This window comes from Streptomyces sp. NPDC086519 (assembly GCF_040686075.1).
In the GTDB taxonomy this organism is placed as follows: domain Bacteria; phylum Actinomycetota; class Actinomycetes; order Streptomycetales; family Streptomycetaceae; genus Streptomyces; species Streptomyces shenzhenensis.
This window is the reverse complement of record NZ_JBFBJL010000050.1, coordinates 39,522-63,424: the sequence shown is the minus strand read 5'-3', so window position 1 is coordinate 63,424 and position 23,903 is coordinate 39,522. Positions and strand designations below refer to the sequence as shown.

Annotated in this window: 18 protein-coding genes; 6 read left to right on the top strand and 12 right to left on the bottom strand. The window is 72.2% G+C overall.

From position 1 onward, the window contains the following. Positions 1-75: 75 nt before the first annotated feature. Positions 76-855, bottom strand: coding sequence for an alpha/beta fold hydrolase (locus tag AB0P24_RS34990; protein WP_365801201.1), 780 nt, complete (start codon positions 853-855; stop codon positions 76-78). 167 nt (positions 856-1,022) lie between these two features. Here AB0P24_RS34990 and AB0P24_RS34985 point away from each other — a divergent pair, with 167 nt between their 5' ends. Then, positions 1,023-2,117: a chemotaxis protein gene (locus AB0P24_RS34985; protein ID WP_365801200.1), complete on the top strand. Its 1,095-nt coding sequence runs from the start codon at positions 1,023-1,025 to the stop codon at positions 2,115-2,117. A 66-nt stretch (positions 2,118-2,183) separates the two neighbouring features. Continuing rightward, positions 2,184-3,209: a Gfo/Idh/MocA family oxidoreductase gene (locus AB0P24_RS34980; protein WP_365801198.1), complete on the top strand. Its 1,026-nt coding sequence runs from the start codon at positions 2,184-2,186 to the stop codon at positions 3,207-3,209. On the opposite strand, the gene AB0P24_RS34975 is transcribed toward AB0P24_RS34980, so the two are convergent. Continuing rightward, positions 3,199-5,226, bottom strand: a complete 2,028-nt coding sequence (locus AB0P24_RS34975) for a phosphocholine-specific phospholipase C (RefSeq protein WP_365801196.1) — start codon at positions 5,224-5,226, stop codon at positions 3,199-3,201. The genes AB0P24_RS34980 and AB0P24_RS34975 overlap by 11 nt on opposite strands. A gap of 139 nt (positions 5,227-5,365) precedes the next feature. Further along, on the bottom strand, positions 5,366-5,779 hold the full coding sequence (locus AB0P24_RS34970; RefSeq protein WP_365801194.1) for an SsgA family sporulation/cell division regulator: 414 nt from the start codon (positions 5,777-5,779) through the stop codon (positions 5,366-5,368). Between the two features lie 347 nt (positions 5,780-6,126). Between AB0P24_RS34970 and AB0P24_RS34965 the strand changes: the two genes are divergently transcribed. Then, positions 6,127-7,548, top strand: coding sequence for a SpoIIE family protein phosphatase (locus AB0P24_RS34965; protein WP_365801192.1), 1,422 nt, complete (start codon positions 6,127-6,129; stop codon positions 7,546-7,548). A gap of 32 nt (positions 7,549-7,580) precedes the next feature. On the opposite strand, the gene AB0P24_RS34960 is transcribed toward AB0P24_RS34965, so the two are convergent. Further along, positions 7,581-9,077, bottom strand: a complete 1,497-nt coding sequence (locus AB0P24_RS34960; RefSeq protein ID WP_365801190.1) for a hypothetical protein — start codon at positions 9,075-9,077, stop codon at positions 7,581-7,583. 266 nt (positions 9,078-9,343) lie between these two features. Between AB0P24_RS34960 and AB0P24_RS34955 the strand changes: the two genes are divergently transcribed. Continuing rightward, positions 9,344-10,483 carry an aminoglycoside phosphotransferase family protein gene (locus tag AB0P24_RS34955; RefSeq protein WP_365801188.1) on the top strand — a complete coding sequence of 380 codons (1,140 nt, stop codon included), beginning with the start codon at positions 9,344-9,346 and terminating at the stop codon, positions 10,481-10,483. A gap of 265 nt (positions 10,484-10,748) precedes the next feature. Beyond that, complete coding sequence (locus AB0P24_RS34950) at positions 10,749-12,758, top strand: peptidoglycan recognition family protein (protein WP_365801186.1); 2,010 nt, start codon at positions 10,749-10,751, stop codon at positions 12,756-12,758. A gap of 19 nt (positions 12,759-12,777) precedes the next feature. Here the strand turns inward: AB0P24_RS34950 and AB0P24_RS34945 are convergent, their stop codons facing one another. The 8 genes from AB0P24_RS34945 to AB0P24_RS34910 all read right to left on the bottom strand — a co-directional run bounded on the left by AB0P24_RS34945 (position 12,778) and on the right by AB0P24_RS34910 (position 21,917). Continuing rightward, complete coding sequence (locus AB0P24_RS34945; protein ID WP_365801184.1) at positions 12,778-13,275, bottom strand: hypothetical protein; 498 nt, start codon at positions 13,273-13,275, stop codon at positions 12,778-12,780. Between the two features lie 364 nt (positions 13,276-13,639). Then, positions 13,640-16,303 (bottom strand): AAA family ATPase, encoded by a 2,664-nt coding sequence (locus AB0P24_RS34940; protein ID WP_365801182.1) that lies wholly within the window; start codon positions 16,301-16,303, stop codon positions 13,640-13,642. A 131-nt stretch (positions 16,304-16,434) separates the two neighbouring features. Then, complete coding sequence (locus AB0P24_RS34935) at positions 16,435-17,334, bottom strand: universal stress protein (protein ID WP_365801180.1); 900 nt, start codon at positions 17,332-17,334, stop codon at positions 16,435-16,437. 154 nt (positions 17,335-17,488) lie between these two features. After that, positions 17,489-17,731, bottom strand: a complete 243-nt coding sequence (locus AB0P24_RS34930; RefSeq protein ID WP_365801178.1) for a DUF397 domain-containing protein — start codon at positions 17,729-17,731, stop codon at positions 17,489-17,491. A gap of 83 nt (positions 17,732-17,814) precedes the next feature. After that, on the bottom strand, positions 17,815-18,981 hold the full coding sequence (locus AB0P24_RS34925; RefSeq protein WP_181808711.1) for a thiolase domain-containing protein: 1,167 nt from the start codon (positions 18,979-18,981) through the stop codon (positions 17,815-17,817). Then, a complete protein-coding gene (locus tag AB0P24_RS34920) occupies positions 18,978-20,024 on the bottom strand; it encodes a thiolase domain-containing protein (protein WP_365801176.1) in 1,047 nt (348 codons plus the stop codon). Before AB0P24_RS34920 ends, AB0P24_RS34925 begins: the two co-directional genes overlap by 4 nt. Continuing rightward, a complete protein-coding gene (locus AB0P24_RS34915; protein WP_365801174.1) occupies positions 20,024-20,965 on the bottom strand; it encodes an OB-fold domain-containing protein in 942 nt (313 codons plus the stop codon). Before AB0P24_RS34915 ends, AB0P24_RS34920 begins: the two co-directional genes overlap by 1 nt. Before the next feature lie 151 nt (positions 20,966-21,116). Next, entirely contained in the window at positions 21,117-21,917 is an 801-nt protein-coding gene (locus AB0P24_RS34910) for a crotonase/enoyl-CoA hydratase family protein (RefSeq protein ID WP_365801172.1), read from the bottom strand. 208 nt (positions 21,918-22,125) lie between these two features. Between AB0P24_RS34910 and AB0P24_RS34905 the strand changes: the two genes are divergently transcribed. Continuing rightward, positions 22,126-23,739 (top strand): acyl-CoA synthetase, encoded by a 1,614-nt coding sequence (locus AB0P24_RS34905; RefSeq protein WP_365801170.1) that lies wholly within the window; start codon positions 22,126-22,128, stop codon positions 23,737-23,739. Positions 23,740-23,903: the final 164 nt, after the last annotated feature.

The following is a 23,903-nucleotide window of genomic DNA, read 5'->3' as shown; positions in this document are numbered from 1 at the left end:
CAAAAAGTTCCCCAAACGGGTCGGCGCCGCGGCTTTCGCCGGGCGCCGGTCACCTGGTGCTGCGGGGATTTCGGGCTACGCGGCCGGCGTCAGGAACCGGTCCAGGACCGCCGTCAGTTCGGCCGGCCGCTCCACCGGGAGCTCGTGGCCGGCGTCGATGATCCGGACCTCCGCGTCCGGATAGGCCTTGGCCATCCGCAGCATCTGCCGCACCGGCAGCTGGATGTCGTGGTACCCGTGCACCATCAGGGTGGGTGCGGTGATCTCGCCGACCCGGTCGAGGACGTCGAAGGCCCGCATGGCGCCGTACAGCGTCATGACGACCTCGCGCGGGGTGGCGGCGGACGCGCGGACGTACTCCCGGATCTCCTCGCGCGGATGGCCGGGGGCGAAGGCGCGCTGGATGTTGGCGGCGACGAACACCTTGTACGGCACCAGGGTCGAGGCCGCCATCAGCAGCCCGCGGCCGCGGCTGTACGTCATCCGGCCGATGGATCCGACCAGGACCATCCGCTCGACCCGCTCCGGGTGGGACAGCGCGAGCGTCTGGGAGATCATGCCGCCCATGGAGTGACCGACGGGAACGAAACGGTCCACCCCTAGATGGTCGAGGAGGGCCGTGACGTCCCGCGCCAGCTCGGCGACGGTCCGCACCCCGGCCCCGGTGCTCTCGCCGTGGCCGCGCAGGTCGAGCCGGATCACCCGGCGGCGCCCGGCGAAGTGCGCCATCTGGTGGTCCCAGCGGTGCCGGTTCGCGGTCCAGCCGTGGATGAACACCAGGGGCGCGGCGCCGCCGTCACGAGGGCCCTCGTCGTCGTACGCCAGCGCCGCTCCGTCGACTTCGAACTGCGGCATGGGGCCTCCTGGGGCGTGATCCGGTTACTGCCGGGTACGGTAACCGGCCCTCCCGCCCTTCGTCACCGGGCCGCGGGCCTCAACACGGTTACGGCGCGGCCCGGGTCCCAGGGCGCCACGGAACTACCCCAAATGCCGCAATGGCGAATCGGTCCTATGGTGCTGGTATGGAGCACGCACTCAGTTCTTCGACCCTTGCCGAGCTGCGCCGCCCGCGCCCCTATCCCGCCGTCTCGGTGCTGACGCCGACGCACCGCCGTGAGCCCGACAACGCCCAGGACCCCGTCCGGCTGCGCAATGTCGTGGCCGAGGCGAAGAAGCAGCTGGAGGCCGACCCCGCGGTCACCCGGGACCGGCGCTCCGACGTCGTCCGACAGCTCGACCAGGCCCTCGCCGAGGTCGACCTGGCGTACACGGAAGACGGTCTGGTGATCTTCGCCGCGCCGGGTGAGCACCAGGTGTGGTCGCTCGCCCGCAGCGTGCCCGAGCGTGTGGTGCTCTCGGACACCTTCCTGACCCGCAACCTGGTCTCGGCACACGCCGCCGAGCGGCCGTTCTGGGTGTTGTCGATCTCCGCCGACCGGGTCACGCTCTGGGACGGCGGTGCCGACCGGGTCACCGAGAGCCGGTCCGGCGGTTTCCCGCTGCACCACGGCCAGGAGAACTTCGACGCCGAGCGCCGGCAGCGCGTCGGCGACCAGCCCAGCACCTTCCGTGACGAGGACACCAAGCACTTCCTGCGGGACGCGAACACCGCGATGGCCGCGCTGCTGCGCGACGACCCGCGGCCGCTCTACGTCACCGGCGAGCAGGCGGCCCTCTCCCTGTGGGAGGAGCTCGGCAACGTCGCCAGGCACAGCGTCCCCGTGCACCACGGCGGTCTCTCGCACGCCGGTCCGGAGGCCGTGTGGCAGGCGATCAGTCCGCTTCTCCAGGCGGAGTCCCGCCGGAGCACCGCGTCGGTGACCCGGGAACTCGAAGCCGCGCGCGGTCACAGGACGTTCGCGGCCGGCGTCGACGAGGTCTGGCAGAACGCCCGCGAGGGCCGCGTCCGGCTGCTCGCCGTCGAGGAGAACTACCGCACCACGGTCCGCGACGACGGCGACCACCTGATCCCGGCGGCGAGCGGTGACCTCGACGCCCGCGACGACATCGTGGACGAGATCGTCGAACAGTGCCTGGAGACCGGCGCCGAGGTGCGCTTCGTCCCGGACGGCACCCTGGGCGACGAGAACGGCATCGCCGGCGTGCTGCGCTACTGACGAGCCCCTCCCCCGGCCGACGTAGGCTCATGAACGTGATCGTCGGCCGAGAGGAAGTGTGTGGGCGTGGCTGAGTTGCTGGGCGTCGCGGTACTGGGTGCCGGACACATGGGTGCCGACCACATACGACGGCTTGACCAGGTGGTCAACGGTGCGAGGGTGGCGGCGGTCGCCGACCCCGACCTCGACCGTGCCAAGGAGGCGGTGGCCGGTCTCGACGGCGCCACCGTCCACGCGGACCCGCTGGCCGCCCTGGCCGCGCCGGGTGTCGACGCCGTGCTCATCGCCTCCCCCGGCCCGGCGCACGAGGAACCCCTGCTCGCGGCCTTGGAGCGCGGGCTGCCGGTGCTGTGCGAGAAGCCCATGGTGCCGGACTCCACCGGTGCGCTGCGGGTGGTGGAGGCCGAAGCGGGGCTCGGCCGCAGGCTGGCGCAGATCGGGTTCATGCGCCGCTACGACGCCGAGTACCAGCGCCTGAAGTCGCTGCTGGACGGCGGCAGTCTGGGCCGGCCGCTGATGCTGCACTGCATCCACCGCAACGTGTCCTCGCCGCCCGGCTTCACCAGCGCCATGCTGATCGACAGCTCGGTGTCGCACGAGATCGACGCGGCCCGCTGGCTGCTCGGCCAGGAGCTGACCGCGGTGACCGTGCTGCGGCCGCGGCCCTCCTCGGGCGCCCCCGCGGGGCTGCTCGACCCGCAACTGGTCCTCTTCGAGACCGACGCGGGCGCCGTTGTCGACGTCGAGGTGTTCGTGAACTGCGGCTTCGGCTACCAGGTGCGCTGCGAGGCCGTGTGCGAGCAGGGCAGCGCCCGGATCGGCGAGGACCGCACCATGCTGGTCACCTCGGCCGGCGGCGCCCGCGAAGAGGTGGCGCAGGACTATCTGGTGCGGTTCGCCGACGCCTACGACCGCGAGGTGCAGGCCTGGGTGGACGCCACCCGGCAGGGCCGGGTCACCGGACCGAGCGCCTGGGACGGCTACGCCTCCTCCGTGGTCGCCGAGGCCGGGGTCCGGGCGCTGGAGAGCGGCGGCCGCACGACCGTCGCACTCGCCCCGCGCCCGGACCTGTACGCGGACCTCAGCCGCTGACGCCGGCGGCGCCCGTCTCCAGGCGGCCGGTGAACCGGCGCGACCAGGTGGCGTCGGAGTCCACCGTGAGCGTGAAGTCGTACCAGCCGCCCTGGTACGCGACGGCGTTGAAGTAGTCCTCGACCGACGCGCCCGCGGCGACGGTGTACGTCCACGGGCCGTCGGTTCGGTAGTTGTTCGAGGTGATGGTGAACTTCACTGACGACGAGCCGGAGTTGGTCATCTTGAACCAGATGGCGAGCTTGCCGGTTCCGGACTCCACGGCGTAACGGGTGCTCACCTCGGCCGACTTGCCGGCCTTGGTGGCGTCGCCCTGGAAGCGGCGCAGGAAGCGGTTGGGGCCGACCATGGTCAGGTCGTACTTGCCGGCGCCGTACCCGGTGCCGATGCTGAAGTAGTCGGAGGCGGTGGAGCCCGCGTCGACGGTGTACTGCCAGGGCGTGGTGTCCCGGTAGGCGTTCGGGTGGATGGAGAAGTGGGCCGCCCGGGTCGCGGGGGTGCCCTGGTTGGCCATGGTGAACCAGGCGCGGATCGTGCCGCCCGTGCCGAACTCCAGGTGGTCCAGGTAGCCGTTCGGCTGGTAGGGCAGCGCGCGGGACGGGCGGGTGCCGGGCTCCTGGGCGGGCAGGGCGTTGGTGGTGGGCACCGGGTTGGGCAGCGGACCGCAGGTGGAGGAGCCGATGACGCCGGTCGCGGGCAGGGAGACGGCTCCGTGGACGGGGTTGGCGAAGTCGAAGACGCCGGTCAGGTCGCCGCTGACCCTGCGCCGCCAGTCGCTGATGTTGGGGCAGGTGGCGGGCGTGCCCAGGGCCGCGGTCCAGGTCTCCAGGAAACGCAGCACCGAGGTGTGCTCGAAGACCTCGGAGGAGACCCAGCCGCCGCGGGTCCAGGGCGAGATGACGATCATCGGGACCCGGAAGCCGAAGCCGTACGGCACGCCGTTCAGGAACTCACCGGCCGTGCCGGCGGGCGGGGCCGGGGGCGGGACGTGGTCGAAGTAGCCGTCGTTCTCGTCGTAGTTGAGGAACAGGACGGTGGAGTCGAAGACGTCCGCGTCGGCGGCGAGGGCCTGGTAGACCAGGTTGACGAAGTGGGCGCCGTCGCCGGGCGGGGCGTAGGGGTGCTCGGAGGAGGCCTGGTCGGCGACCACCCAGGAGACCTGCGGGAGAGTGCCGGCGACGACGTCGGCCCTGATGGCGGCGGCGATGTCGTCGGGGGTGGAGCCGGTCACCGCCGGGACGGAGGCCATGCCCCGGTCGTACAGGGGGTTGCCGGCCTTGGCACCGGCGAAGTTCTTGAAGTAGGCGCAGCCGTTGTCCCCGTAGTTGTCCTGGGCGTTCTGGTAGACCTTCCAGGTCACTCCGGCGCTCTGCAGGGCCTCGGCGTAGTTCTGCCAGGTCAGGCCGGACTCGTCACCGCCGTCGTAGCTGCTGGAGTCGACCTTGCCGCACCACAGATAGGTGCGGTTGGGGCCGGTGGCGCTGAGGGTGGAGCAGAAGTAGGCGTCGCAGATCGTGTAGTTGTCGGCGAGGGCGTAGTGGAAGGGGATGTCGGAGCGGTCCAGATAGCCGAGGGACCGGACACTGCCGACGCCCGCGACCCAGTTGTCGAGGCGGCCCTTGTTCCACGCGGAGTGCTGGGAGGACCACGAGTGCGGCAGGTCGCCGTTGCACTGGGCGAGGGTCTCGCCGTCCTTGCCGCCGGCGTCCGGGGTGGCGCTGAGCTTCCACGGGTACTGGCGGCCCGAGCCGTTCGGCTGGTTGAAGACCGGGTAGCCGCCGCTCAGGGTGATGGCGCTGCGGTCCGCGAAGCCGCGGACGCCCTTGAGGCGTCCGAAGTAGTGGTCGAAGCTGCGGTTCTCCTGCATGAGGATCACCACGTGCCCGACGTCCGAGATCGTGCCGGTCGCCGTGCTCTGGGCCGCGGCCGCGGTCCGTGGGCCGGCGGCGCCCACCGCCATGCCCGCCGCCACGGAAGCGCCCAGTCCCACGAAGCCTCTTCGGCTGATCGGTGTCATTCGCCCCGTCCTCGTCGCCGGTGCGCCCGTGCGGCACACCGCGCGCAAGGGTGCACGGGGCGGTCGGCAGGTTCCGGCTCGGAACGGTGAGGCGGGAGTGAACAGGAGTCAAAAGTACGGGTCGGTGGCCCCCGGAGTCTCACACGCCCCCGAACAGCGTGCTCAGACCCCGCTCCACCACCGCTTCGAGGTCCTCCTGTCCCGGGGCCACCACCTCGTGGGTGCGCTGCAGGAACCGGTACAGCGCCTGGGTGTCGAACTGGAGCAGGGCGAGCCCGTGCGGCGAGTGGAACTCCACGGCCGTACGCCCCGGGCCGCAGGGCCAGATGTGGACGTCCCCGCGCCCGGCCGGGGCGCCGAGTCCCTGGTCGAGGAGCGACCGGGCGAAGGTCCACGTGACCTCCTCGCCGCCGAGGGTGACCTCGGCCGGGAAGTCCACGAAGACGGCGAGCGGATCACCGGAGGTGTACCGGAGCGTGGCGGGCACCGGGACCTCCGCGTCCTCGGCGGTGATCAGCCGGGCGCGGGCGGGTTGCTCGAAGATGATGTCCATGCCTGTAGGACTCCGGGAGGGCCTCTCGCATGACGCGAAATCCGGACAGAGTTGCCGGGGTTGGCCGAGACCGCGACACTGTGAACACAGAGGCGTCGAACAACCGCCCGAGCGCGACCCGGAAATGCCGTGGAGTCCACCAAGTCACGTAGTCCGACTACGACTTGCGCACCCGGTCGAGTACGCCTTTCATGGCGGTCGACCAGCCCGTGAAGACTCTGGCATATGCCAGAAGCACCACCGTATCGTGTGTTGCCAAATCCCTTACAGGGCGTCGCAGGCTGTGCAACAGTCGTAACCGGTCCCACCGCTCGCCTTGGCCGTACAGTCCCGCATCGGAGTGCGTCATGCCGTCCCATGTCTCCGCGGACCGCCCCGCCGCCCAGCCGCCCGGACGCGGCTCGGTGGAGGCGTTGATATCGCAGACGCGGCGGCTCAAGGGCGACGTGGACGCGGTCCGGCGGGGCACCCAGAGCTCCGGTTCGGACCCCGAGGAGCGCTGGCAGCGGGCCCTGTACGACCTGGCCCTGCATCAACTCAACGACCTGGACGAGCACCTGGCCCAGCTGCGGGACGGACCGGCACAACTGCCGGCCGGAGTGGAGACGGCGCCCGCCCGCCACCCCGCGCCCGCCTCCGGCTCGTTGCTCAGCCGGGTCGGCAGCGCGGAGTGGAACCTCCTGACGGACGAGGCCAGTTGGTCCGGTGAGCTCTACCGGATCCTCGGCCGCGACCCGGCCGCGCCCGCGCTCACCCTCGACGAGCTGCCCGCCCTCGTGCTGGACGAGGACCGGCCCCGGCTGACCGCGATGGTCACCGCCTGCCTGGTCGACGCCAGGCCGATCGACGGCGAGTTCCGTGTCCTGCGGCCCGACGGGGACGTGCGGACCGTCCACATGATGGGCGAGCCCGTGCTCGACGGCGACGCCGGCACCGCCTCGATGTGGGCCGTGCTGCGGGACGTGAGCGAACTGCGGCGCAGCCAGCGGACGGTGCACGAGACCCGGGACACGCTGCAGCGGCACCACCGGCGCGCCGAGACCGAACAGCGGCTCGCCGTCGAGCTCCAGCAGGCCGTGCTGCCGCCGGGACGCGGTGCCCTGCGGCTGCCGCGCCAGGGGCCGGGCACACTCGACGTCGCCGCCCGCTGCCTGCCGTCCGGGGCCCGCGGCCTGCTGGGCGGCGACTGGTACGACGCGCTGGAGCTGGCCGACGGTGACACCCTGCTGAGCGTCGGCGACCTCACCGGGCACGGCGTCGCCGTCGCCTCGGGCATGACGATGCTGCTGGGCGCCGTACGCGGCATGGCGATGGCAGGCACCCGGCCGGGGCAGCTCATGTGCCTGCTCAACCAGTTACTCGACGCCACCGTGCAACCCGCCCTGGGCAGCGCCCTCTGCTGCCGCTACCGCCCCGCCACCCGCACCCTGACCTGGGCACAGGCAGGACACCCCGCCCCGCTGCTGTTCCGCGGCGGGACGGGGTGTGCGCTCAGCGCGCCGGAGGGCGTGCTGCTCGGTGTCACCTCGGGAGCCGGTTACGGGCAGGCCGAAGTGACCCTGGAACCGGGCGATCTGCTGCTGCTGCACACCGACGGAGTGGTGCCCGGGCACAGCGGAGCGGACTCTCTGGACGCTCTCCTCCGCCTGGCCCCCCGGTTCGGGGCGGCGCGCACCGCCCAGGACTGCGTCCGGGCCGTGGTCGAGGAGTTCGGCGAGAACGAGCGCGAGGACGAGGCCTGTGTGCTCGTCGCCAAGGTGGGTGAGTAGAAGACCGGCGGGCTCGTGTCGCGCGCAGGCCCCTATGCCTGTGCGCTGCTGTTGCTCCCCTTGCTCCGGGCCTTGGGCAGGGCCAGCTTGATCTCCTCCCGCAGCTCCTGGATCCTCGGGTAGCTGGAGTACTCGGCGGTGAGCCGGTACATCTGGCGCAGCCGGTCCCAGGTGCGGTGGGAGGAGTTCGATCCCATCGACATCAGGGCCAGCCGGGCGTAACGGTCCGCCTGCTCGGGGTCGTCCGCGATGAAGCAGGCGGAGGCCATGGACAGGAAGTCGAAGATCTTCGACCGCTGCCGGCCGTCGATCCTCAGGGCCAGGGCCTTCTCCGCGTAGTGCTGGGCGTGCACGGCCGCGGCCGGGTCGTGCTCGGCCAGCGTGCGGTAGGCGAGGGCCTGCATGCCGAACAGATCCTCTTCCTTGAACATCTGCATCCAGCTCGGCGGCGGCACGTCGCCCCGGTCGGAGACGAACAGGTCCTCCGCCTGGCCGAGGGTGCGGCGCATCGCCTGGCCCTTGCCCATCGACGCCTGCGCCCAGGCCTCGATGGTGCAGAGCATCGCCCGGGTGCGCGGCAGCACCTCGTCGCCCGAGCCGGACTTGGCGAGCTTCATCAGGTCGAGCGCGTCGTCGGGCCGGCCGAGGTGCACCATCTGGCGAGCCGCTCTGGAGAGCGCCTCCCCGGCACGCGGCCGGTCGCCGCCCTCACGGGCCGCGTGGGCGGCGATGACGAAGTACTTCTGGGCCGTGGGCTCTAGGCCGACGTCGTGCGACATCCAGCCCGCGAGGACGGCGAGGTTGGCGGCGACGCCCCACAGGCGCCGCTGGAGATGCTCGGGGTGGCGGTAGGCGAGCATGCCGCCCACTTCGTTGAGCTGTCCCACCACGGCCTTGCGCTGCAGCCCGCCGCCCCGGGCGGCGTCCCAGGCGCGGAACACCTCGACGGAGCGCTCCAGTTCCTCGATCTCCTCCGATCCGATGGGGGCGGCCTCGTAGCGGTCGAACCCAGCGGGGTCGGCGTGCAGAGGATCGTCGAGGACGGGGGCGTCGGCCTTGAGTGTGGGGTCGGTGTGGAGCCACTCGTACATGGCGCTGCTGAGTACGGATCCCGCGGTGAGCGCGGCACCCGCGCCCACCAAGCCGCGTCGGTTGAGCATGAGGTCCATTCCCGTGAATTCGGTGAGGACCGCGGCGGTTCGTTCGGGCGCCCACGGCATGCCGTCGGGATGTTCCACGCTCCCGTCGTCCGGCCGTTTTCCCGTACGCCCGTGCCGTACCAGACCGAGGTCCTCGATGGTCACGACACGGCCGAGACGCTCGGTGAACAGAGCCGCCAGCACCCGCGGCACGGGATCGCGCGGGATCTCTCCCATGTCGATCCACCGCCGCACCCGGGAGGTGTCGGTCGCCAGCTGGGGGTGGCCCATGGCCGCCGCCTGCCGGTTGACCAGCCTCGCGAGTTCGCCCTTGGACCAGCCGGCCAGGCCGAACAGGTCCGAGAGACGGGTGTTGGGTTCTCCGGTCACGTCAAGCCCCCAGGTTCTCGGCTGAGTTGACAGTAGCCCCGTGCCGGTTGCCGGGCGACTATTCGCCACGGTTCGCCAGGGTGCGCCAGATGGTGTGCCACTGGGCGACGGGTGTCGGGTAGGAACGCGCCACCCCGACCCGGTCACCACTCGACGGGCACACTCCCCAGGGTGTGCCCGGGCGGCCGGGACGGGTTGGACGCGAGAACCCCTCACAGGACTTCTCAGGCAGGCACCGCAGGTACACGAAGGGATCTGTATCGCCCATGTACGCAGCATCGTCCTCCGTGTCCGCTCCGCCCCGGTCGCTGCGCCCCCGCCCGGCGGGGAGCGAACCCTATCTCGACCCAGCTCGTCCAGGCGCCGCCGTACCGGTGGTGAGCCGGCAACGGCGCGCCGCGGGTCTCGGCACCCAGCCCCTCAGCGGGAGACTCGACCTCTCCGGCCCCCAGGGCGCGCAGCTGCGCACCGCGATCGCGTCGGTGCACCGGATCTGCCCGGAGTTCGCTCCGGTGCAGGTGCTGCGCCGCTCCGGGCGGTCGGTGATCCTCGTCGGGACGACGGGGCGCAGCACGGCCGTGGCGAAGTGTCTACTGGACCACTCCCCCGCCTGGGCGGAGCGGTCCCGCCAGGAGATAGCCGCATACCGCTCGTTCGTCCGGCACCGGCCGCCGATCCGGGTGCCGAGGCTGATCGCGGCGGATCCGGACAACTGCACGCTGGTGATCGAGCGGATGCCCGGCCGGGTGGCGGCGGTCCAGCGCCACCCGGCGGAAGCCCCGCCCCGTGCGGACACCCGGGCCGCACTGGGCGCGATCTGCCGGCTGAACGCCTGGCGGCCGCCGGCGGGCACCTTCGACGCCCCGGTGGACTACCCGGCCCGTATCGCCCGCTACCACGAGCTGGGGCTGCTCACCGACCGGGACATGGGTGACCTCCAGAAGCTGCTGCACGGCATCGCGGTCGCGGCGGGCCGCCAGGGAATGGGCCAGTTCTGCCACGGCGACGCCCTGCTCTCGAACATCCTGTTGTCGCCGGCCGGTCCAGTGCTGGTGGACTGGGAGCACGCGGGCTGGTATCTGCCGGGGTACGACCTGGCCACGCTCTGGTCGGTCCTCGGCGACGCCCCGGTGGCGCGCCGTCAGATCAGCCAGATCGCCCAGGCGGCGGGGCCCGCGTCCCGGGACGCCTTCCTGGTGAACCTGATGCTGGTCCTCACCCGGGAGATCCGGACGTACGAGACCGCCGTGCAGCGTTCGATGCACGACGCGACCCCGGCGGCACCGGGTGCCGCCCACCCGAGCGCCGCGCCGACCGGCGAGGAACAGCGGCTGCTGCTCCGGCGACTGCACGACGACTGCCAGCTGGCCCGCCGGGCCGTACGCGCGGCGGTCGGCACTCGCTGACGGGGACGAGGATCCGCGGTGCGCTCAGGGCAGCTGCGCACCGCGGATCCTCGCGTGTCCGGGGGTGCCGCGGACCCCCCAGTGGTGTACGCCACTGACGCCCCGCAGGCGGGCGGGCCGCCACCGCGAAACTCCCACGACCATCGGATGACATGGGAATTCAGGTCTCTCTGGGCATGATTGACGGATCGTCGGCAAGCCGGTACCACTGAGCCACGCTCAGCCCCGCACGCCCCGTCGCGCACCATCGCCCCAGGAGGCAGCATTGCGAGGATCCGTCACCGAGCCCACTGCCCCGCACAGCGGCAGACGTACGCGCAGGACGGCCGGTGCCGTCGCCGCCGCGGCTCTGCTGCTGCCGCTGCTGGGCGCGGCTCCGCCCCCGAACACCGGCGAGTCGTCCGCCGGACTGCTCCAGCGGGCGTTCGCGTCCGCGGCCACCGAGTACCACGTGCCGCAGAGCGTGCTGCTGGCCGTCTCCTACCTCCAGTCCCGCTGGGACATGCACGGCGGCGCGCCCAGCGTGACCGGCGGCTACGGCCCGATGCACCTCACCGACGCGCACACCGCGCTGGCCACGGCCACCGAGCACTTCGCCGACGGCACCGAGGACGCCCGCGGCGACAGCGCCCGCCCCGCCCTGCGCCCCAGCGCGAAGGTCCCGCGGAACTCCGTGCTCCCGGCCCGTCTCACGACGCTGCCGAAGGCCGCCGCGCTGACCGGGATCCCGGCCGGGGACCTGCGCACCGACGCGGCGGCCAACGTGGCCGGCGGCGCCGCGCTGCTCGCGGCCGCCCAGCGGGACCTGCACCAGCCGCTCAGCGCCGATCCGGCGAACTGGTACGGCGCGATCGCCCGGTTCTCCGGCGCCGACGACACGGCGACCGCGGCGGCGTACGCCAACGACGTGTTCGACGTCCTCCGCACGGGCGAGGAGCGCACCACCGACGCGGGACAGTCCGTCGCCCTCGCCGCCCAGCCGGGCCTGCGGGCCGACACCGCGCAGCTGAAGCTGACCGGGCTGCGCACCGCGGCGGACGACGGCACGGAATGCCCGACAACGGTGTCATGCGAGTGGATCCCCGCGGCCTACGCGCAGTTCGGGGACAACGACTACGGCAACCACGACCTCGGTGACCGGCCGGCCTCCCAGAGCATCAAGTACATCGTCATCCATGACACGGAGGGCTCCTGGGACGGGACCATCAGCCTGGTCCAGGACCCGACCTATGTGTCGTGGAACTACACCATCCGCTCCACCGACGGTCTGATCGCCCAGCACGTCAAGGCGAAGGACGTGGCCTGGCACGCGGGCAACTGGTACATCAACGCCAAGTCGATCGGCATCGAGCACGAGGGGTTCCTCGCCTCGCCGGATGCCTGGTACACGGAGGCGATGTACCGCTCCTCGGCCCGGCTGGTGAAGTACCTCTCCGAGCAGTACGGCATCCCCCTGGACCGGCAGCACATCCTCGGCCACGACACCGTGCCCGGCCCGACCACGTCCACGATCCCCGGGATGCACACCGACCCGGGCCCCTACTGGGACTGGCGGCACTACTTCGAGCTGCTGGACCACCCCTTCAAGCACAAGGCGGGCAGGAAGCACCGGGTGACGGCGGGCGGTGCGGTCACGATCCTGCCGGACTACGCCACGAACCAGCCGGCGTACACCGGCTGCGTCGCCAAGGGCCAGCCCTGCTCCGCGCACGGTTCCAGCGAGGTACGGCTGTACTCCGACCACGACGAGAACTCGGCCCTGATCAAGGACATCGGCCTCGGTACGGCACCGACGACCGACGTGAACGACCTCTCCTCCCGGGCCTCCACCGGCCAGCAGTACGCGGTGGCGGACACCTGGGGGGACTGGACGGCGATCTGGTACCTCGGGCAGAAGGCGTGGTTCAGGAACCCGGCGAGCGCCCCGACGGCGGTGCGCGCGACGGGGACGCTGATCACGCCGAAGGCGGGCCTGACCAGCATCCCGGTGTACGGCCGCGCCTATCCGGAGGCGTCCGCCTACCCCTCCGGGGTACCGGTTCAGTCGGTCTCCCCGCTGCCGTACACGATCCCCGCGGGGCAGGAGTACGTGGCCGGTGACGAGGTGCCGGGCGAGTACTACTACGCGGTCACCTTCACCACCGACTCGCACAAGGTCGTGGTGGGCAAGGACCTGTACTACGAGATCCAGTACGGCCACCGGGTCGAGTTCGTCCGTGCGGCCGACGTGGACGTGGTGCCGGCCGCGAAGGGCGGACGGCACCACGGGAAGTAGCCGACGGGGGCGGCCGGCCTCAGCCCTGCTGGAAAAGCTCCGCCGGGAGCGGCTTCAGCAGGGCGTACAGGTCGTCGGTGATCGGGCGGTCCCACGCCGCGATCGTCACCAGGACGCCGTCGCTGCGGTCGAACTGGACGCAGGAGATCCGGCTCTCGGAGAGCTTGAGCCGGCGCACGATCAGCAGGTTGTCGCCCTGCAGGACCGGCATGTCCTCGGTGCCGACGACGGTGACGTCCTCGTCGTTCTCCAGGGCGAGGAGGAGCTGGCCGACCTCGAAGGGGACCTCGCCCTCCTCCACCTCGCGGGCCGGGGAGCCCTCGGGGAGGTTGCCGATGATCATCGCGGGGCCGCGGCCGCCGAAGAGGTCGTAGCGCAGGAAGACGCCCTGGCAGGTGCCGTCGGGGGCGGGCAGCAGACCGGCACCGAGGTTGCCGGGCCAGTCACCCGGGTCCATGGCCAGTACGTCGAATTCGGGACCGGCGGGAGTGGCGCTGCGGCGGCGGAGGAACGACATGCGGTCCATGGTACGGGGCCGGGGTTGTGGGATGCGGCTCAGTGCGGGGTGCGGGTCGGCCGGCCTTCGTCCGGGGCCGGCGCCTGTGGAGGGGGCCGGCACTTCTGACACTTCTGACGGTCGTTCGGCGGGTGCGGCGCCGTCGTGGCTTGTCGCGCAGTTCCCCGCGCCCCTGAGTACGTGGTCGTCGACGCCTGCCGCAAAGGCGCCCCTCCTTTACCCTGCGCCCGGGTACGTCGTCGACGACGCCCGCCACAGGGCCGCCCCCTCCGTTCCCCTGCGCCCGGGTACGTCGTCGTCGACGCCCGCCGCGAAGGCGCCCTCTCTGTCCCCTGCTCCCCGGGTATGTCGTCGTCGACGTTCGCTACAGAGCGGCCCTTTCCCTTGCCGCCAGCTCGGTTCGGGCCGTGGTCGCCAAGCCGTCCGCCCCGCACCGCTCGGCGGTTTCCAGTCCCCTTCGGAGGTGGGCGGGGTCGTGGAGTTCCGTGCCGAGCGTCACCAGGGCGCAGGCGAGCTCATAGGCGGCCGGGGAGCGCTCCAGGCAGGCCACCGACTCGCGCAGGTACGCCAGGCGGGTCTCGCCCGAAGAGACCTCCGCCGCCGTGCGCAGGGCCTGGCCGATCGCGGACGGGGCGCCGAAGCGGCGGGCGCGGGTCAGCGCGTCCAGGGCCGTGGTGAGGGCGCGTTCCGGGGCTTCGTCGCTCTGCGCGCGAGCCAGGTGGAGCTGCCAGGGGCACCAGGAGGGGTTGCGGATGCCGCGTGGTTCCAGGCGGCGGCCGGCCGCGGCGAGCTCGGCTGCCGCGTCCTTGGTGAGGCCACGGGCGAGGAGCAGTTCGCCGTAGACCGTCTGGGCGTCGGGGAAGACCACGGCCGCCGGGAAGGGCTCCCGGAAGGCGTGGTCCTCGGCGAGGCAGGCGGCCTCGTCGGTGCGGCCGCGGGCGAGCAGGGTCTGGATCAGGGTGCCGAGGGCGTACCAGTGGGCCGGCGTGCCGGGGCCGACGCGTTCGGCGAGGCGCAGGCCGGAGCGGGCCAGGTCCTCGGCCTCGGCGAGCCGGCCGCGCCGGTAACGGACGTATCCGAGGAGGGTGTAGGCGAAGGAGAGGTGGCCGCCGCGCCAGCCCTGGCGTTCGTAGTCGGCGATCCCGGCGGCGAAGAGCTCCTCCGTGCGGTCGGGCCGGTCGGCGTACATGAAGGCGAGGGCGACGAGGACGGGGACCTCGAACCCGCGGTCGGCCTCCGCCCAGCCGAGTCCGCCGGCCAGGGCGCGCTCGGCGTGGTGGAGGGCGACGTCGGCGGGTTCGCCGCGCTGGATCGCGTCCCAGGTGCGCAGCCCGATGACGTACCGCTCGGTGAGGTCGCGGCCCCGGAGGCGGTCGGCGAGCCGGGCCAGGCGGCGGGAGCGGGAGGGGTGGTCGGGTTCGTCGGCGCGGAAGGCGTCCCACATGAACTGTTCGGAGAGCATGCGCAGCCGTACGCGGGCATCGCCGGTCACCGCTATCTCGCGGGCGAGGGTCTCGGACGCCTCGGCGAGGCGGTCGCTGTGGGCGAGGACCTGGGAGAGGCGGTAGACGATGTGGTGGCGCAGGGCGGGCTCGGCGATGGGCTCCTGGAGGGCCGCGCGCAGGTGGTTGACGGTGGTGGCGGGTTCGGTGAGCAGGGAGGCGCTGCCCAGTTCGTAGAGGACGGCGGCGCGCTCCTTGGCGGTCGGGGGTTCGCGCAGGGCGCGGGCGAGGTAGCCGCGGGCCGTGTCGGGGGCGCCGGCCCGGAGGGTCTCGCCTGCGGCGGCGCGCAGTTGCCGGACGACCCAGGTGTCGCCTTCCGGATGGGTCTCCAGGAGGTGGCGGGCGGCGGCGGTGGCGCCCTGGCCGTCGTCGGTCACGCACCAGGCGGCCTGGCCGTGCAGGGCGACCCGGGTGGCGGGCGGGATGGCCCGGTAGACGGCGGTGGCGATCAGCGGGTGGACGAACTCCAGGGTCTCGGTACCGGTGAGGACGCGGGCGCCGCGCAGGGCGTCGGCGGCGTCGGCGGCCTCCTCGTGGCCGAGTCCGGCGACGGCGGCGGCGAGCGAAGGATGGATCTCGGTGCCGAGGACGGCGCAGGCCCAGGCGAACCGGACGGCAGAGGGGCCAAGGCGTTCGAGGCGGGCGATCAGCCCGCTGCCCTTGACGGCGGCGGCGAGGTCGCGCAGCAGGGGTGCGCCGGCCTCGGTGGGGTCGAGGCCCCGGTCGTGGACCTTGGCGGTCAGCTCGACGGCCTCGAAGGGGTTGCCGGCGGTGACGGCCCAGCACTCGTGGCAGAAGGCGTCGTCGGCGTGTTCGCCGAGGCTTTCGCGGACCAGGTCGGCGACGGCGTCGGCGCTGAGCGGTTCCAGGCCGTGCGGGCGGCCGCCGGCGCGTCCGGGCAGGCCACGGAACGCGTCGGCGTGCTCGGGGAGTTCGTCGGGCCGGTAGGCGACGACGACGAGCAGCGGGAGCTGCTCGGCGCGGGGGGCGAACGCGGCCAGCCAGCCGAGGGATTCGGGGTCGGCCCAGTGGGCGTCGTCGAGGACGAGGACCATCGGGGCCCGGCGCACGGCGAGGTGGGTGAGCACCCAGTCGAGTCCGTCGCGCAGGCCCTGCTGGTCGGGCGGGGCGCCCTCGCTCGGGGCGCACAGGCCGAGGGCGGGGCCGACGATGTCGTACCAGCTGCCCAGCGAGGCGCGGAGTTCGGCCTCCGGTGCGCCGGCGAGCCGGGGTTGCAGGAGCTGGCGGGCGACGTGGAAGGCGACGCGCTGTTCCTGCTCGCCGCCGCGCGCAGAGAGCACGGTGCAGCCCTGGGCGGCGGCGCGCCGGCGGACCTCGGCGAGCAGGGTCGTCTTGCCGATGCCGGCCCGCCCGGCGAAGGCGAGCAGCGCGCCGAGCGGCCGGTCGCCCGGTGCCGCGCCGTCCGTCCCGAGGCCGGTGAGCTCGGCCAGCGCCTCGTCGACGGCGGCGAGCTGGCTGTCACGCTCGTAGAGCGTCCGCCGGTCCCGCAGAACCCGCTGTCCCATGACCACCCCCCGCCACGGTGGTACGCGAGCGCGGGGAGCGGGCGCGCACCGTGGCTTGCAGGCAGCTCAGCGTACGCTTCACGGCGGTCATCCGCTCCCTACTGACGGTAACTGACCGAGGGGGCTTGACATCACTCCTGCGGTGGCGAAGGCGGGACCACGGCGATGGGGGCGGCCGCGTGCAGCAGCACGGCGTGGGTGACCGAGCCCATCATGCGGGCGGGGGCGAGCAGCCGCCGGCGGTGGCGGCCGACGACGACCAGGGCGGCGTCCTTCGAGGCGGCGACCAGCCGGCCGGCCGCGTCTCCGGGCAGCGCCAGGACGTCGGCTGCCACGTTCGGGTGGTCCTTGAGGTGCGGGTCGAGGAAGCCCTCGGCGAGGGTCCGGGTCTCCTGCTCGACCTCGTGCTGGTCGACGGCGGACGGGACGAGTCCCCCGGCGGCGGCCCAGCTCTGCACCGGCCACGGGTAGGCGGCGATCACCTGGAGCCGGGCGCCGCGCCGGGCGGCCTCCGCGAAGGCGAAGGCGAGGGTGGCGTCGTCGGGGCTGTCCACGTCCATGCCGACGACGACCCGGGGACCGGGTTCGGTGGGCAGTTCTTCCCGGACCTCCCGCCCCGGGCGGGGCACGACGACCACCGGGCACGCGGCGTCCCGGGCGGCGGCCATGCCGTTGGAGCCGAGCAGCAGGCTGGCGAAGCCGCCGCGGCCGCGGGAGCCGAGCACCAGGAGCTGGGCGTCGGCGCCCAGTTCGGGCAGCAGCGCGCTCGGGGCGCCCTCCAGGGCGACGTACTCGACGGTCAGCCCGGCGGTGGTGCGCAGCCGGTCGCGGACCTCGTCGAGCACGGGGTCGCCCCCCTCGTCCGGTTCCGCGGCGACCAGGACGTCGGGCTGCCCCCAGGGGGCGTACTGGCGTACATGCACCACCCGCAGCGGCGCGTCCCGCTGCCGGGCCTCCGCCACGGCCCAGTCCAGGGCGCGCAGGCTGTCGTCGGAACCGTCCGCCGCGGCGATGACCGGCGCAGTGCTCATCGTTCCTCACCTCCGGAATACGACCTTCCCTTTCCGGGGCCAGCCTGTCCGAGGCGGCGGCCCCGGGAGGGCGCTGCTGGTCACGTGTCCGGAAATCCTTGCGGAACACCCCCTGGTTCACCTCTCTGCCGACGGAACCGGGGAAGGCGCTCGGTCAGGTCAGGTCGAACTCGCCCTCCCGGGCCCCCGACACGAAGGCACCCCATTCGGCGGGGGTGAAGATCAGGGAAGGGCTCTCCGGGCGGCCGCTGTTGCGCATCGCGATGAATCCCTCGACAAAGGCGATCTGGACATCCCCCAGGCCTCGGCTGCTGGACTGCCAGTCGGCCTCGCTGAGGTCCAGCTCCGGCTTGTCCCAGCCCACTGCCCGCTGCTGCTGGATGGTGCTCTCGGCCACGTCCGTGCTCCTCCCGAATTCGTCGTCCGCGGCCAGCCTAGCTTTCGGTTCCGGCACTCAACAGGCCACGTGAACCGGTCCTTTCAGTTGTCGGGGGCCGTGGCGCCGACGAGCCACATCGAGAAGAACTGGGAACCGCCGCCGTAGGCGTGCCCGAGCACCTTCCGGGCGCCGTCCACCTGGTGTTCTCCGGCCTGGCCGCGCACCTGGAGGGCGGCCTCGGCGAACCGGATCATCCCGGAGGCGCCGATCGGATTGGTGGACAGGACGCCGCCCGACATGTTGACGGGGAGGTCACCGTCGAGTTCGGTGACACCCGATTCAGTGAGTTTCCAGCCCTCGCCCTCCTCGGCGAAGCCGAGGTTCTCCAGCCACATGGGCTCGTACCAGGAGAACGGCACGTACATCTCGACGGCGTCGATGTCCCGGCGCGGGTCGGCGATCCCCGCCTGCCGGTAGACGTCGGCCGCGCAGTCCTTCCCGGCCTGCGGCGACACCGCGTCCTTGCCGGCGAACAGGGTGGGTTCGCTGCGCATGGCCCCGCCGAGCATCCAGGCCGGCGGCTTCGCCGAGCGGGCGGCTCCGGCACGGTCGCTGAGGACCATGGCGCAGGCGCCGTCGGAGGAGGGGCAGGTCTCCGAGTAGCGGATGGGGTCCCACAGCATGGGGGACGCCTGCACCTTCTCCAGGGTGATGTCGTGCTCGTGGAGGTGGGCGTAGGGGTTCTTGAGCGCGTTGCGCCGGTCCTTGTAGGCGACCAGCGAGCCGACGGTGTCCGGGGCGCCGCTGCGCCGCATGTACGCCCGCACATGGGGCGCGAAGAAACCGCCCGCGCCCGCCAGCAGCGGCTGCTGGAAGGGGATGGGCAGGGAGAGCCCCCACATGGCGTTGGACTCGGACTGCTTTTCGAAGGCGAGGGTCAGCACGGTGGAGTGGACCCGGGCGGCGACGAGGTTGGCCGCGACGAGCGCGGTCGAGCCGCCCACCGAACCCGCCGTGTGGACCCGCAGCATGGGTTTGCCCACCGCGCCCAGCGCGTCCGCCAGGTACAGCTCGGGCATCATCACGCCCTCGAAGAAGTCGGGCGCCTTGCCGATGACGACGGCGTCGATGTCGGCCCAGCCCAACTCGGCGTCCTCGAGGGCGCGTCGGGCCGCCTCGCGGACGAGTCCGGCGATCGACACGTCCCGCCGGGCCGCCACGTGCTTGGTCTGGCCGATCCCTATGACGGCCACGGGCTCCTTGCTCATCGCGGATCCCCTTCGAGTACGGCGACCAGGTTCTGCTGCAGACAGGGCCCGGAGGTGGCGTGGGCGAGGGCCCGGTCGGACTCACCGCGGTGGATGCGGGCGGCGGCCTCGCCGATGCGGATCAGCCCCGCTGCCATGATCGGGTTGGCGGCGAGGGCCCCGCCGGACGGGTTCACGCGTACGTCGTCGCCGAGCCGCAGCGCCTTGCGCAGTACGACCTCCTGCGAGCTGAACGGCGCGTGCAGCTCGGCGGTGTCCACGGGCCGTTCGAAGGCACCGGCCTTCTCGGCGGCGAGCCGCGCGGACGGCGAGTCGGTCAGGTCACGCACGCCCAGACCGTGCGCCTCGATGCGGTGGTCGATGCCCCGGATCCAGGCGGGCCGTGCGCACAGCTGCCGGGCCCGCTCCCCCGCCGCGAGGATCACGGCGGCGGCGCCGTCACCGATGGGCGGGCAGTCGCCGGTACGCAGCGGACGTACGACGTAGTCGCCCTGCGGGACCGAACCCCTGAGCTGGGCATGGGAGTTGGTCTCCGCGTCCGTCCGGCTGCGGGCACCGACGGCGGCCAGCGCGGGCTCGTCGGTCTCCCCCGCGTCGATGAGGGCCTGGGCCTGGAGCGCGGCGAGGGCGACGGAGTCCGGCCAGAGGGGGGCCACGTAGTAGGGGTCGAGCTGGCGGGTCAGCACGTCGCGCACGGAGCCGGGTGAGGACTTGCCGTACGAGTAGACGAGCGCGGTGTCCGCGTCCCCGGTGAGCAGTTTGGTCCAGGCCTCGTACAGGGCCCACGCGCCGTCCATCTCGACGTGCGACTCGGAGATGGGCGGCCAGGCGCCGACGCCGTCGAGGGCGAGGGTGAAGGAGAAGGCGCGGCCGGCCAGGTAGTCGCTGGAGCCGGAGCAGGTGAAGCCGATGTCGGCGGTCTTCAGGCCGGTCTGCCCGAGCACGTCGTGCAGCACCGGCATGAGCATCTCGACCTCGGAGAGCTCGTCGCTGGTGCGGCGGTGGTCGGTCTGCGCGAAGGCGACCAGTGCAATGTCACGCATCACAGCAGCTCCTTGTACGTCTCGTAGTCCGCGTCGGGTTCGCCGGTCGGCCGGTAGTGGTCGGGGTAGCGGGCCCCCTCGGTCCACACCGGCTCGACCCTGAGCCCCATCCGCACCTGGTCGTAGGGGATTCCGCCGATCCGGCCGTGCAGGGCGAGGCCGGCGCCGTCGAGGGCGATGTGGGCGTAGACGTAGGGCACCTCGATGTCGAGGTTCTTCGCCTTGATGTTGACGATGCAGAAGGTGGTGACCGTGCCGCCGGGACCCACCTCGACCTGTTCCGAGGTGGCCACTCCACAGGTGGGGCACGCACCCCTCGGCGGGACGTACACCTTCCGGCAGGAGGGGCAGCGCTCGCCGAAGGTCCGCCGGGACGACAGCGCGTTGATGTAGGCGGACTGGGCGCGCCCGGGCGAGTAGACGTAGTCGAGGCGGGCGTGGGCGACGATGCCGTGGACGGCGTCCTCGAACTCGCCGCTGTGCCCGGTCACATCCACCGCCGCTCCGTCGTACGGCTCGAAGCAGGCGATGTCCGTGACGGCTCCCGACCGCTCCTCGGCCCAGCGCACCCGGACCCGCATGCCGGTGCGCACGGCCTCTGGCCCCGGCGCGTCGAGGGCGTGCAGCAGGGCGGTGTCGGCGCCGTCGAGCCGGACCAGCACCCAGGCGAAGGGGGTCCCGAGGGGCTGCCCGCGGCGGGGTTCGTGGTTCCAGGCCCAGGTGGTGACCGTGCCGGTGGGGGCGACCTCGACGAGGTCCCGGATCTCCTCGGCGGTGACCGGGTCGTACTCGACGGGCGGCACGAGGATGCGGCCGTCGGCCGCTTTCACACCGAGGACGACGCGCTCGCGCAGGCCGGTGAGGAAGGCGCTCTGGACGGGGCCGAGGGAACGGGTGAAGGGGAACTCGACGACGAGGGGGGCTTTGAGGACTTCGGGCATCGGGGCCTTGCCTCCTTGAGAAGGTCGGTGATCGCGCCCCTTTCCTTCAGGGGCGCGGGCGTAGACATGTGCGGCTTCCGCCGCGTGGGCGCGACAAGCCCCCACCGGCCCGCGGCCCGCGGCCTGCGGACCGGCCCAGGCCGGCGCTGCGCTACGCACGCTTGTAGACAGGCGGTCGCTTCTCGGCGAAAGCACGAGCGCCTTCCGCCGCATCGGCGGTGTCGAAAATCGGCCAGCCCCGCTTGAGTTCGGCGGCCAGCCCGTCCGCCTCCGTCAGCTCCGCCGTCTCGTACACCGACGCCTTGACCGCCTCGACCGCCAACGGCCCGCACGCGTTGATCTGTTCGGCGATCTCCAGGGCCTTGTCCAGCGCCGAGCCGTCCGGTACGACATGGCCGACGAGCCCGATGCCGGCGGCCTCGCGGGCGGTGTACGGCCGCCCGGTCAGCAGCATCTCCAGAGCGTGCGTCCGCGGAATCTGCCGCTGGAGCCGCACCGTGGAACCCCCGATGGGAAAGAGCCCCCGCCGGACCTCGAAGAGACCGAACGTCGCGGACTCGCCCGCCACCCGGATGTCGGTGCCCTGGAGAATCTCGGTACCCCCGGCGACGCAGTACCCCTCGACGGCGGCGATCACCGGTTTGCGCGGGCGATGATGGCGGAGCATCGCCTTCCAGTGCAGATCCGGGTCGGCCTTCAGCCGGTCGCGCAGGTGCTCCCCCGCCATGCCCTTTCCGGCCAGCGCCTTGAGGTCCATCCCGGCGCAGAAGGCACCCCCGGCCCCGGTGAGCACGATCGAGCGGACGCCGTCGTCCTCGTCGGCCTCGATCCAGCCGTCGTACAGGCCGACGAGCATGGAGATCGAGAGCGCGTTTTTCGCCTCGGGCCTGTTGAGCGTGAGCACGAGTGTGGCGCCCTCGCGCCGCACGGTGAGGTGTTCCGTCCCACCCATGGACCCTCTCCCCTCCGGAAGGGATCGTCCCCCCTCCACAAGAACGAGAACAGGTTGCAGTAGCCGGGGAGGCACTTCAAGGGTTTTCTGACAGACAGTCAGATTTCTTCGCGCGAACCCTTCCCACTTGCCGCGCCCTTTGCTCTGATGACCGGCGAACGGACAGGTGCGCCTTTCTTCGTCACGGTCGCCGGGGTCAGGAGGAGCGGTGGAGTACAACCTTGCCGATCTGTTCGAGTCGGTCGTCGACGTGGCCGCGGACCGCGAGGCGCTCGTCTACCTCGACCACCCCGGCACGGGTGCGGAACGCCGGCTGACCTACGCGGAGCTGGACGCCGCCGCCAACCGCATCGGCCATCATCTGATCGACAGCGGCATCCGGCCGGGCGAGCATCTCGGCCTGCACCTCTACAACGGGGTCGAGTACCTCCAGACCGTGCTCGGCTGCCTGAAGGCGCGGGTCGTACCGGTCAACGTGAACTACCGCTACGTCGAAGAGGAACTGGTGTACCTCTACCGGGACGCGGATCTCGTCGCGCTGGTCTTCGACGCGGAGTTCGACGACCGGGTGGCGGCGGCCCTGCCCCGGGCACCGAAGCTGCGGCACCTGGTGCGGGTGGGTGAGCCGGTGGACGCGGGGCTCAAGGCTCTCGCCTTCACCGAGGCCGAGGCGGCCGGGTCGCCCGAGCGGGGGTTCCCGGCGCGTTCGGCGGACGACCAGTTCATCATCTACACCGGCGGCACGACCGGGATGCCCAAGGGTGTGATGTGGCGTCAGGAGGACCTGTTCTTCGCGGGGCTGGGCGGCGGAGCGCCCACCGGTGAGCCGGTGCGGCGGCCGGAGGAGCTGGCCGAGCGGGTCGCGGCGGGCGGCAGCGGGATCACCTTCTTCCCCACTCCCCCGCTGATGCACGGCACGTCCACGCTCACCTCCTTCATCGGCTTCAACTTCGGGCAACGGGTCGTGATCCACCGCAAGTTCGTGCCCGAGGAGGTGTTGCGGACGGTCGAGAAGGAGAAGGTCACCAGCATGTCGCTGGTGGGCGACGCGATGCTGCGCCCGCTGATCGACGCCCTGCGAGGGCCGATGAAGGGCACCGACTGCTCCTCCATGTTCAGCGTCTCCTCGTCCGGCGCGATCCTCTCCGAGACCGTGCGCCGCCAGTTCACCGAACTCGTCCCGAACACGATGCTGTTGAACAACTTCGGGTCCTCCGAGTCCGGTTTCAACGGCACGGCGACCAACGACTCCGGGGCGGGCAGCGAGTTCCGGGTCCGCGTGAACTCCCGTACCCGGGTGGTCGATCCGGTCACCCACGAGCCGGTCGCGGCGGGCGAGATCGGCCGGGTCGCGCAGAGCGGCCATGTACCGCTCGGCTACTACAACGACCCGCGGAAAACCGCCGAGACGTTCTTCGAGAAGGACGGCCGCCGCTGGGTGCTGCTCGGGGACATGGGGACGGTCGACGAGGACGGCGTCGTCACCGTCCTCGGCCGGGGTTCGCAGTGCATCAACACCGGGGGCGAGAAGGTGTACCCGGAGGAGGTCGAGCAGGCCCTCAAGTCGCATCCGGACGTGTACGACGCGCTGGTGGCCGGGGTGCCGGACGCGAAGTGGGGCAGCCATGTGGCCGCCGTGGTGCAGCTGCGCGAGGGGGCGCCGCGCCCCTCCCTGGAGGACGTCCAGTCGTACTGCCGTACCCGCCTGGCCGGCTACAAGATCCCGCGCCAGTTGGTGATCGCGGAGGCGATACAGCGTTCGCCGAGCGGGAAGGCGGACTACCGGTGGGCGCGGGAGGTGGCGGTCGCGGCGGACCGCTGACGGTACCCGTGCGGGCGGGGGTGACAAGCCGGGCGTACTCTTTGCGCGCGGTTGACCCGGGCGGTTGAACGTGGGGTGACGCGGAGCCGTACGCGAGGTTGGCGGTCGTGGCCTGCGGGTCCGGTCCGCCATGCCAGCACGGGGCTTCGCACGGAAGGACGTAC